This window comes from Draconibacterium sp. (genome assembly GCF_041583095.1).
GTDB lineage: Bacteria > Bacteroidota > Bacteroidia > Bacteroidales > Prolixibacteraceae > Draconibacterium.
On sequence record NZ_JBFHGM010000166.1, the window covers coordinates 1 to 11481 of the forward strand.

Here is an 11481-nt window from a genome sequence, read left to right on the forward strand (position 1 = left end):
ATTGCAGGATAAAAATGATTTTATGTGGTTCGGCACTTCCGCCGGTGTTGTTCGTTTTGATGGCACAAGCTACACTCGGTACACCAACAAAGACGGGATGAGCTACAACCGTATTGCCCGGATGAAGGAAGATATGGAAGGCCGAATTTGGTGCATGAACATTGACGGTTCGGTTAATTTCATCTTAAACGAAAAAATATACAACGAAAAAAATGCTCCTTTCCTGAGCGAAATTAAAACCAACTTTTATTATCACGATTTATTTCAGGATAAAGACTCCACCATTTACCTGTTTAATGGCACCGGAGAAGTTGCGGTGATAAAAGGAAACAGTTTTATCGACTACCTGCCGTCAAGCTTAAACGGTGCTGTAATTTTCAATATCACCAGAAACACCAATAACAATCTGCTTTTTTGGGATAGTAACCGAATAGTAGAAAAAAGCAGTGTAGATGAGTTACTGGAAAACCACCCGCTTGATTTTAATGTTACCCGCGTTACCTTATCGCCCGAAGGCGTTACCTATGTATGCGATATAGATGGGAATATTCACCTGTTTCAGGGCTCGCGACTGATTTCAAAAAACTACGTACACATTGATGCCCAGGTGGTAAACGACATGCTGGTTAAGGATGAATTCCTGTGGGTGTCGACATTCGATAACGGTCTGTATTGTTTTAAAAACGACAGCCTGGTCTTTCATCATGCCATGAAAAAAATACAGAACCTGGTTCTCGATGCTCAAAACAATTTATGGACCACTTCAACTACCTATGGTATTTTTAAAATTAACGACGGCATATTAAAATACCAAACCATTGAAGCGGAGCAGTTTGATGAAAAAGGAGTAAGAGCAATAGCCCCGTCAAATGATGATTTTTTGTGGCTAACGAATGGCGAATCATTATTCATTTTCAAGGATGGTAAACTCTTCGATAAAAAATTAGATATTGGTGAATATATACTCGATCAGATTATTCAGCTTAGCGATAATTCACTACTGATAAGTGGCATTAATACTCAATTGTACATATACAAGAATCTTAGAATCAATCCAAAAAACAACACTATTGAATACGACAATCTAAACAAGTCGAATATTCATGTTAGGAAACCCGTTGTCGATTCATCCGAGTCGAAAGTAAATTTTTATTTAAACGACAATTTATTTTTTCGCGAACTAAAAGGTAATTACCCGCAATTTCGCGTAAAATATACCGACTGGGGTCGAATACGAAATATTTTTCTGAATTACAACAATGATTTAATTGTAAACGGAAACACCAACCATGTTGTTGCCGGCGGTCAAATTTCCACCGATTCAACTTACAGTGTTTTCGACGGAAAATGGATCGCATCGAACATTACAATCGACTCAACCACCGAAGTCCTTCAAATTGAAGAAGCCGACAATTCAGAACTTGTACTAATACACAACGACAGTATTTTCAGTCTTATCGACAACATGGAAGATCATATCAGCCTGAAAATAAAAGATATGATTTACTACGACAAAACGGTTTTTCTGTACAATCAACAAACGGTTTATTTTATTTCAAATCCAACAGATGTTATCAAGGGCGAAACGGCGGTGCTTAATCGTTTAAATATCACTTTCAACAATATTAACGACCTGTATTGCCAGAACGAAATTTTATATGTTGCTTCCGACGACGGGCTAACACTCATTCCGGTAAGCGAATGTGTTAATGCCGTTTCGATACCAACAAAACCTTATTTTTCGAAAGTAACACTTGATGAAAAAGAAATGGCGCTGGCCAAAGGTGAAATCGTATATAAAAACAAAGACCGCTTAAACATTGAATTTTCGAGTCTTAATTTCTCATCGTCGCCGTCGAATTTTGCATACATGCTCGAAGGCGTTAATAACGATTGGATTACCGGTACCGAAAAACAGGTGGTATACCTTAACCTAAAACCGGGGCACTACACATTTAAGCTAAAATCAAGAAAGAATATGGAGCCCTACAGCGAAGTAATAGAACTTCCTGTTACCGTTATACCTACTTTCTTTCAACGAGTAAGCACAAGAATCGGGGCACTGTTTCTCCTGCTGTTTCTGGGATTCCTGATGGTGAGAAACTATTACCGCCGTCAACTTCGCGAACGTGAAAAAGACAACCAGCTGGTTACGCTCGAAAACCGAGCTTTGCAGTCGATGATGAATCCCCACTTTATATTTAATTCGCTGGGCTCGATTCAGAAGTTTTTACTGCAAAACAAATCGGAAGAAGCCGGAGCTTATCTTTCGCGATTTGCAAGACTAATCAGGCAAACCATGAATTCCATTAAATCAAACTCCGTATTACTGGATGATGAAGTGGAACGTTTGCGAAATTATATTGAGCTGGAGCAGTTCAGAATGGAAAACCATTTTGAATTTAGCGTAATTCTCGACGACCAATTGCAGCAAGACGACTACAACATTCCATCGATGATTGTGCAACCATTTGTTGAAAACGCCATTTGGCACGGCATTTCACAACTGCAGGACAAAGGAAAAATTACCATACGTTTTAATTACGTTAACGAAAAAAGTATCCGTATTATAATAGAAGACAACGGTATTGGTTTCGAAAAATCAAAAGCATTCTCAAAAACGAAAAGCCACCTGAATATGGCGTCGAACCTCACACAAAAAAGAATTCAGCTGATTGGTGAAAAATACCAGGTAAAAACCCAACTTAGTTATGAAGAACTTTACCCGGGAGAAACAAATCCGGGAGCAAAAATTACACTTTTGGTGCCAATTGTTGAGTAAGCCAAAAACCACTTATTCGGTAGAACCTACCGCTTATTAGCCAGAACCTACCGTTTATAAAATACCTAATTTTATTTAAAACCAATTACGTAATATTGTAATGCAATTAAGAAAACAGTTCTTTAAATTATTTATAAAAAGAAACAAGAAGAATTTATCTCCTCACATTCGGTTCCTTGTTTAAGCTTGATAAAGGTTACAAACACCGCGGTTATTAACTACGCAAACGCAAACTGTCCTTCACTGTCCCTGAAAGCAAACTAATAGTTAAGATCAAGACAAACAAAACAAGGAATACACAGCCAACCCGCTACCTCAAGGGTTGGCTTTTTTTTGCTTCAATTTCAAACTTTTCCGGTAATCACGGGTTACACCTCCACCAGCAATCATAATTACGGTCAAACAATTTGTTTTAATGCTAAATATGGTATTTTTAGAAGTTAAATTTTAAACAGCTCGAAATGCGTGATCAAACATTAGCAAAACTATTTACCACTGCTTTTCACGAAAACTGGGAGGAATTGGCTTTTTCCGATTTTGAAGGTGGTGATTTTATTTACAAAGACATTGCAGGGACCATAAAATCGCTGCACCTGTTTTATCAACTTGCCGGTTTGCAACGCGGCGATAAAATTGCAGTTCTGGGAAGAAACTCATCGCAATGGGCAGCCACTTTTTTGTCGGCACTTTCTGCAGGGCTTGTAATTGTTCCTATTCTGCCCGATTTTAACAAGAGCGATACCAATCACATTATCAATCACTCCGAATCGAAACTGGTTATTGGAGCAAGTGCTCTTTTAGAAAAGGTTGACCTTGAAGTTTCAGAAAAGCTGCAGGCAGTAATTAAACTCGAAGATTTTAGTTTTTATGCCGCAAAAGACGAAAATATACAATACAAACTCAACGACGGATTTCAATACTACAAGGAAAACCAGTTAAGTAAAGCAGCTTTTGTTTTTGAAGAATGGGAACCCGAAGAAATGTGTATTATCTCGTATACATCAGGTACATCGGGTTTTACAAAAGGAGTAATGATACCCGAGCGCAGTTTGCTATCAAACGTAATTTTTGCACAGGAACACATGCCTTTGGTAGCCGGAAATAAAATTGTTTCGTTTTTGCCAATGGCGCATGTTTACGGACTACTTTTCGAATTTTTATTCCCGGTTAGTAAAGGATGCCACATTACTTTCCTGAGTAAAATGCCTTCTCCGGCTGTTATTACAAAAGCTTTTGGCGAAATAAAACCACACCTTATTTTATCGGTTCCGCTGGTAATTGAGAAGATCTACAAAAAACGTATTCTGCCGGCAATTGAAAAACCTTCGGTAAAATTTTTACTGAAATTGCCGATCATTTCAAATATCATTTTGAAAAAGATCAGAACTAAAATGGTTGAAACATTTGGCGGACGTTTCTACGAAATTGTAATTGGCGGTGCACCATTAAGCGCCGACGTTGAGGCTTTTTTTAAACGCATAAATTTTCCGTTTACCATAGGCTACGGAATGACAGAATGCGGCCCGCTGATTAGTTACGAAGCATGGGATAAAACAATGCCTTCTTCAGCCGGAACGCTTGTCGACCGTATGGAAGTTCGAATCGATTCGCAAGATCCGTATAATGTGGTGGGCGAGATTCAGGTAAAAGGCGAAAATGTAATGTTGGGCTATTACAAAAACGAAAAGGAAACCAAAGCGGTGCTTACCGAAGATGGCTGGCTAAAAACCGGCGATCTGGGTGTAATTGATCAGAACAACTTTATTTACATTCGCGGACGATCGAAAAATATGCTGCTTGGCCCGTCGGGGCAAAATATTTACCCCGAAGAAATTGAAGCAAAACTTTGCAACCAAAGTTATATTGCCGAGTGTGTGGTTGTTGAGCGCGACCATAAACTGGTGGCATTGGTATACCCCGATTTTGAATCGATGAAAACCGATAATATTGATGAAAAAGAGTTGCCGGCGATAATGGCCGAAAACCAAAAAAAGGTCAATGCCGAATTGCCGCGTTACGAGCATGTTAGCCGCATTGAGCTGGTTGACGAAGAGTTCGAAAAAACGCCAAAACGAAACATAAAACGATACAAATACGTGTAAAAAAGAGGCTGTCTTAAAGGTGAAAAGTTCAACACAAAGTCACAAAGCCACAAATAATATCATCTGAAAACTAATACTTTGCGTCTTGGTGTCTTTGTGTTCTATTTTTATTTCAGGACTTTTTGTACAGCCTCATTTTTATCAATATCGTAGTAATCTAATTCTCCAGCTTATCCAAATGCACATCCATTTGTGGGAAAGGAATTACAATTCCGGCCTCATCGAGTGCAATTTTTCCGGCTTCGTACACATCAAAATATACTTTCCAGTAATCGACAGGCAAGGTATATGGCCGAACGGCCAGGTTCACCGAACTATCGCCAAGGCCTTTTACTCCAACAAAAGGTGCCGGTTCTTTCAGTACTTTCGGATGGCTTTCAATTATCTTCATTAACACGTCTTTGGCCTGTTTTATATTCGAACCATAAGAAATACCAAAATCCATATCCACCCTTATCAAACCTTCAGTGGTATAGTTTACAATGTCGTTGCCCGATACGGCCGCATTTGGCAAGATCACGGTTTTGTTTTCGGGTGTTAAAAGTATAGTAACAAAAATGTGTATCTCTTTAACAGTTCCCAGGTGCCCTTGCGAAACAATGAGGTCGCCCACTTTAAAGGGTTTAAATGCCAGTATCATTACTCCTGCAGCAAAATTTGCCAGGGTTCCCTGCATAGCCATGCCAACAGCAAGTCCGGCAGCACCAAGCACCGCAATAAACGACGTGGTTTCAATCCCCACCATTTTGGCAATACTTATCAGAAGCATCACCTTTAAAAGAATGTTTATTAAACTTTGTAAAAAACCGCTCACCGAAACATTAACGTGGCGTTTCTCCATAACTTTTGCAGTTCTCCGGGTAATAATTTTAATGATCCAAAAACCCAGTATCAGAACTACAATGGCCGCAATTACCTTTAAACCGTAGGTAATTATCAAATCATAGGCCTTTTCAATATAACCTGTTACTTGTTCATTCATAGTATATTAATTTAGAATATTCTTCAAGTTAGGTGAAAATCAAACCTGAATCAATAGGCGGCAGAACAAATGTTCACATACAAATTAAACAGGAAATATTGCTACATTTGTTTCAACTAACTACTACTTAATGAACTTAAAGTCAAGTAAACTCTTTTCTGAGGATCGCCTGTTGTCGCTGGATTTCTTTCGCGGAATTACAATGTTTCTGTTGGTAGCTGAAGGCACACATTTGTGGTCGGTTTTAGTTGAGCCTCCAATTGCGGGAACCGTCTTTGAAAGTTTCTTTCTGCAATTTCATCACCATCCGTGGAACGGGTTGAGGTTTTGGGATCTTATTCAACCCTTTTTTATGTTTATTGTTGGTGTGGCAATGCCTTTTTCGTATGCCAAACGAAAAAAACGGGGCGACTCACAAACAACAATCACCCGGCATATCATACAACGCTGCATTGTCCTTTTGGCATTTGGTGTAGCCCTGCACTGTGGCTACAGCCGCAAACTGGTCTGGGAGCTTTGGAACGTTTTATCGCAACTTTCGGTAACCATTTTAATCGCCTATTTTTTAATGCGCTGCAAGTGGTCAACACAAATTTTTGTTTCGTTTGGCTTATTGCTGCTAACTGAAATTCTTTATCGTACATTCCCGCTTGATGGCTATAATCAACCCTTTGTAAAAGATCATAATTTCGGAAGTTGGGTTGACATGCTATTAATGGGAAAAATTAACAACGGCGGTGGCTGGGTAGCCATCAACTGTATTCCAACAGCCGCACATACCATTTGGGGCGTAGTGGCCGGGCAACTGCTGCAATCGGGTAAAAGCCAGGCTGAAAAAGTTAAGCAACTGGTAATTGGAGGATCAGCTATTTTAGTTCTTGGGTATTTACTCGACTGGACTTCGGTAACACCAATCATAAAACGCATTTCCACCTCGTCGTTTGTTTTGGCATCGGGTGGATGGGCACTGCTGGTACTGGCTTTTAGCTACTGGCTTATCGACATAAAAAAAATCAACCAATGGATTTTTCCTTTTGTGGTTGTTGGTACTAACTCCATTTTTATTTACCTTTTTTCGAATACAGTTGGAGGCCAATGGTTAAACGGATTCGTAGCCATTTTTACTACAGGTTTTTTGAGCTGGTTTAAAACTCCTGAATTTTTAATAAACCTCACAACTGCCTTAAGCGTTCTCGCTTTGGAGTGGCTGCTTTGCTATTACCTGTTTATAAAACGAATATATTTTAGAGTTTAAAACTTACTTGATATCAACTAAATTTATAAATGATGAAACGAACATGAATTATAATTCTTCAAATTCACTGACAAAAAGAATTAAAATTCATCGAGAGTTACATCGAATACAAACGAAATAAACATTTTAATGAGATGAAAACAAATCGCAGGAACTTTTTAAGAACTACAGCTGCTGCTGCGGCAGGAACAATGCTTGTTTCACCGGCATTTGCAATGAATGGTGCCAAATCGCGTTACCAGATTTCACTGGCCGAATGGTCGTTTCACAAGGCTTTGTTTGCCAATGAAATGACAAACCTCGACTTTCCGAAAGTTACCCGTGAACTGGGAATTGACGGCGTGGAGTATGTAAACCAGTTTTTTAAAGACAAAGCAAAGGACGAAAAATACCTGGGCGAACTAAAGAAAATTGCAAAAAATGAAGGTGTTACCAACGTGCTGATTATGTGCGATGGCGAAGGAATGGTTGGCCATCCGGAAAAAGACGAGCGTGTAAAAACAGTTGAAAATCATAAAAAATGGGTTGATGCCGCTGCATTTTTGGGCTGCCATTCCATTCGTGTAAATGCCGGAAGCCGGGGTACATTCGACGAGCAACAAAAACTTGCCGCTGATGGACTACACATGCTTTGCGAATATGGCGATACCCAAAAAATTAACATTATTGTTGAAAACCATGGTGGTTTATCGAGCAATGGTGAATGGCTTTCGGGGGTAATGAAAATGGTTGACCACAAACGTGTGGGCACTTTGCCTGATTTCGGAAACTTTATGATTAACCGCGACACCGGCGAAGAATACGACCGCTACAAAGGCGTTGAACTTTTAATGCCTTACGCAAAAGGTGTTAGTGCAAAAACCAATGTTTTTAACGCTGCCGGCGACGAAGCCAATATGGATTATTACCGACTGATGGAAATTGTTGACGATGCGGGTTACAAAGGTTTTGTGGGTATTGAATTTGAAGGATCCGAGCTGTCGGAGCGCGAAGGTGTAATAGCCACAAAGGCACTTCTTGAAAAAGTATTTAAAACATTATAGACACGTAACAACTTATTAACTAACTCTTTTCAGTCGATTTACCATTAATTTTTGTTAATCCCGCTTTATTTCGAAACAATAAAGTGGTGTACGCGTAAATCTAAACAACTTTGTATACCTGAAATGACTTAAAGGGGTTGATTGAAAAACTTAATACAAAGTTGAAAAGGTAATTAGTTGTTTGTCTTTCAAAAAAAAGGGGAAGCGATGAATATTCATCGCTTCCCTTATTTTTATATACCTCTACTGAAATGGAGCAATTGTTATTTTCGTCCGGAACAACCGCCAGCGTTGAACGGCTTTCTTCGCCGGACGATTTATATATCCGACCTTTACCCAGGGCGACGTAATTCATAGAATTACTCTGCCCCGGGCTAAAATATATCGCACTTTCAGCGCTTTTTATTAAAAGCCCCAAGGGGGCGAGAGGCAATAACCCGGTGCTACTGACGAAAGTCAGGAAGCGCCGGGAAAAAGAGAATGAAGCAGATCTAGTCCGGCGAAGAAAGTTGAATAAAGATTGTTCGTTGTCCCGGACGAAATAACTAAAAGAAACTATAAGCTGACTGTATATCCCATAGTCAACAATGCGCCAAATGTTTTATCAACTTTGTCTGGAATAAAACAATCCTAATGTTTGTTTCGGTAGAATGGGAAGTTCGGATCAATCCTTCCGTCGCCACCACGTCCGCCGTCGCCAATTTCAAACAAGAATACCAATCCCACACTAATTTGTGTGGTTAACGACAAACGGCGGTTGTATTTTAGCAGATCAACACCCTCTTCGTTGGCGTAAGTGAAATTAGGCACCCCATCAATTATTCCTGAGTTTAAAACGGTACATGTTCCATCAATTTCAAACAGTAAATTATCGTTTAGGGCATAATCAAAACCAATTCCTCCGCCTACGTGAAATGCCGGCCATTTTTTCTGTTCCGAGATGGATGTTCCGCGCGCATAAAGCACATCTACACCTTCACCTTCATTAAAAGCATAATCTATTACGTTCAAATCAAAACCAGGCAAAGGTTCTTCCTGAGAGAAATCCCGGTACTTTAATTCCGTACCCACCAATGCCACAACACCCGTAAGTTTAAAAAAAGGCGTGAATGTTTTGTCGGGCATAAAAAAGTATTTGTAGTTAACAGCCACATTAAACAAGCGGGTGTTGTATTCCAGCGGAGAAACAATAAACTCATCCTGGTAATACTGAAAATAAGGTGTAAGAAAATAATTAAAAACGGGTGGGTCGTCGTTAAAACCCTTCAGATGAGTATAATCCAGCTCGATGCCGAAGTAGGTTTTTTCGGTAACCTGAAACAGAATTTCACCTTCCAAACCTGCCGATAGTTGCGGGGTAAATCTGTCGCTGCTGGTAGCCGGCGAAGCAAGCAAAGCGTTGGGATGCGGTACATCAGAAGTTCCGAATTCGGACATAAGCATGCCTGAATTGGCTGCCACCCTGAAACCTATAAGCTGTGCATTTACTGAAAATGCACCAACCATAAGCAAGATAAAAACAAATAGCAATTTTCTCACAACCATCTCTTTGACTTACAGCGTTTAATTTAAGCCGTTTTTATCAGAAATGGAAACAATGTAAAATAAATCTATCGTCTTTCTTTTACCTGCGATGCATCAACCAGCTTGTAAAGTTTATCGGCACGGCGGATTACTTCATCGATTGGCACAGAGATTCGTTGCCCTTTTAAGCCTTCTTCAACCGGTTGTAGATCGAAACGAATTTCGCTGACGTTGTTTTGATAAACCCCTGTTGTTGGGCCGGTAACAATTATCTCGTCCCCTACTTTCAGGTTGTTGGTTTCCAGTTTGAATTCGGCAACACCAATTTTTTTGAAATAATTGGTGCATTTCCCGATATACAATTTGCGTTTGCTCGCCCTTGATCCATAGTTTTTACTCCACTCACCCAGTCGCTGACCAAGATAATAACCATCCCAGAATCCACGGTTAAACACGGTTTCCAAACGGTTGTTCCATTCTTCCACTTTCTCGTCGGTAAATTCCTCATCAAAATAAGCATCAACAGCCTCGCGGTAGCACTGCGCAACTGTTTTTACGTATTCGGCTGAACGGGCGCGTCCTTCGATCTTAAGCACCGAAACGCCGGCATCGAGAATTTTATTGAGGAAATGAATGGTTTTCAAATCTTTGGGCGACATGATGTATTCGTTGTCGATCTCCAGCTCGGCACCGGTTTCTTTATCGGTAACCGTGTAAGCCCGGCGGCAGGTTTGCAGGCATGCCCCACGGTTTGCCGACGAGTTCATTTCGTGCAAACTAAGGTAACATTTGCCGCTGGTGGCCATACACAGCGCACCATGTACAAACATTTCAATTTTCATCAGTTCGCCATTTGGCCCGGTAATATTTTGCTTTTTAATCTGATCGCTGATTTCCCAAACGCGCCCAAGGTTCATTTCGCGCGCCAGCACCACAACATCGGCAAAATTGGAGTAGAATTTTACGGCTTCGATGTTGGTGATATTTACCTGGGTTGAAATATGCACTTCGAGATTAACCGACCGGGCGTACTGAATTACCGAAACATCGGCTGCAATAACTGCCGACACACCGGCTTCTTTGGCGGCATCGATAACTTCATGCATTTTATCCAGTTCGCCGTCGAAAATTTCCACGTTCATGGTTAGGTAAGTTTTTACCTTATTTTCGGTGGCAATACGTACGATTTTACGCAGGTCGTCGAGATTAAAATTATTAGACGAGCGCGAACGCATGTTAAGGTTTTCAACACCAAAATACACCGATCCGGCTCCTCCCTGAATGGCTGCCATTAACGATTCGTACGAACCAACCGGCGCCATTATTTCCACATCTCTTCTTTCCATTGCTTATGCGTGAAGTTTTAAAAATTGCGGTGCAAAGTTAAGAGTTTTTGGGAATTACGGATGGGATGAAAATAATGAGGACATCGCTTATCCCATTCATCAGGTGGTTTATGTATTTTTTACCGTTGCCCATGCGTTCCTTAGCATTTACCATGTGTTCCTTAACGCTGCTCACGCGTTCCTTAGCGCTTACCACGTGTTCCTTAAAACTGCTCATGCGTTCCTTGGCGCTTACTTTGTGTTCCTTCACGTTGCTCATGAGTTCCTTCACGCCATCTTCCATTCCTTAACATCCTTTATGTGTTCCTTGGCGTTATTCATGACACAGTTTATTGAACATTGCCCATTGAATTTCCGGAGGAAGATTATTTGAGAGTCACAAACATCCTCCCGTTTTGTGCAATGCATGACCCACTTTTATAACTTCATTTCGAGAAGCAGAGACTG

At 40.3% G+C, this 11481-nt stretch carries 8 protein-coding genes; 4 read left to right on the forward strand and 4 right to left on the reverse strand.

From position 1 onward, the window contains the following. A partial coding sequence (locus tag ABZB17_RS14890) for a histidine kinase (RefSeq protein ID WP_372651141.1) occupies positions 1-2782 on the forward strand: 2782 nt, incomplete at its 5' end. 461 nt (positions 2783-3243) lie between these two features. Continuing rightward, positions 3244-4884 carry an AMP-binding protein gene (locus tag ABZB17_RS14895; RefSeq protein WP_372651142.1) on the forward strand — a complete coding sequence of 547 codons (1641 nt, stop codon included), beginning with the start codon at positions 3244-3246 and terminating at the stop codon, positions 4882-4884. A 157-nt stretch (positions 4885-5041) separates the two neighbouring features. Here the strand turns inward: ABZB17_RS14895 and ABZB17_RS14900 are convergent, their stop codons facing one another. Continuing rightward, positions 5042-5866 (reverse strand): mechanosensitive ion channel family protein, encoded by an 825-nt coding sequence (locus ABZB17_RS14900; RefSeq protein WP_372651144.1) that lies wholly within the window; start codon positions 5864-5866, stop codon positions 5042-5044. A 130-nt stretch (positions 5867-5996) separates the two neighbouring features. Here ABZB17_RS14900 and ABZB17_RS14905 point away from each other — a divergent pair, with 130 nt between their 5' ends. Continuing rightward, the gene (locus ABZB17_RS14905; protein ID WP_372651146.1) at positions 5997-7121 is read left to right on the forward strand and encodes an acyltransferase family protein; all 1125 of its coding nucleotides are present in this window, start codon (positions 5997-5999) and stop codon (positions 7119-7121) included. A 134-nt stretch (positions 7122-7255) separates the two neighbouring features. Next, complete coding sequence (locus ABZB17_RS14910) at positions 7256-8164, forward strand: sugar phosphate isomerase/epimerase family protein (protein ID WP_372651148.1); 909 nt, start codon at positions 7256-7258, stop codon at positions 8162-8164. A gap of 630 nt (positions 8165-8794) precedes the next feature. Here ABZB17_RS14910 and ABZB17_RS14915 read toward each other — a convergent pair. From ABZB17_RS14915 to ABZB17_RS14925, 3 genes are all read right to left on the reverse strand, one after another. Beyond that, the gene (locus tag ABZB17_RS14915) at positions 8795-9703 is read right to left on the reverse strand and encodes a hypothetical protein (protein WP_372651150.1); all 909 of its coding nucleotides are present in this window, start codon (positions 9701-9703) and stop codon (positions 8795-8797) included. A gap of 71 nt (positions 9704-9774) precedes the next feature. Further along, positions 9775-11034 (reverse strand): peptidase U32 family protein, encoded by a 1260-nt coding sequence (locus ABZB17_RS14920; RefSeq protein WP_372651152.1) that lies wholly within the window; start codon positions 11032-11034, stop codon positions 9775-9777. Positions 11035-11071: 37 nt separating this feature from the next. Then, positions 11072-11293: a hypothetical protein gene (locus ABZB17_RS14925; RefSeq protein WP_372651154.1), complete on the reverse strand. Its 222-nt coding sequence runs from the start codon at positions 11291-11293 to the stop codon at positions 11072-11074. Positions 11294-11481: the final 188 nt, after the last annotated feature.

Coding starts and splice junctions, on each gene's coding strand:
- ABZB17_RS14895 (WP_372651142.1), top strand. CDS start 3,244: ATGCGTGATCAAACATTAGCAAAACTATTTACCACTGCTTTTCACGAA.
- ABZB17_RS14900 (WP_372651144.1), bottom strand. CDS start 5,866: ATGAATGAACAAGTAACAGGTTATATTGAAAAGGCCTATGATTTGATA.
- ABZB17_RS14905 (WP_372651146.1), top strand. CDS start 5,997: ATGAACTTAAAGTCAAGTAAACTCTTTTCTGAGGATCGCCTGTTGTCG.
- ABZB17_RS14910 (WP_372651148.1), top strand. CDS start 7,256: ATGAAAACAAATCGCAGGAACTTTTTAAGAACTACAGCTGCTGCTGCG.
- ABZB17_RS14920 (WP_372651152.1), bottom strand. CDS start 11,034: ATGGAAAGAAGAGATGTGGAAATAATGGCGCCGGTTGGTTCGTACGAA.
- ABZB17_RS14925 (WP_372651154.1), bottom strand. CDS start 11,293: ATGAGCAACGTGAAGGAACACAAAGTAAGCGCCAAGGAACGCATGAGC.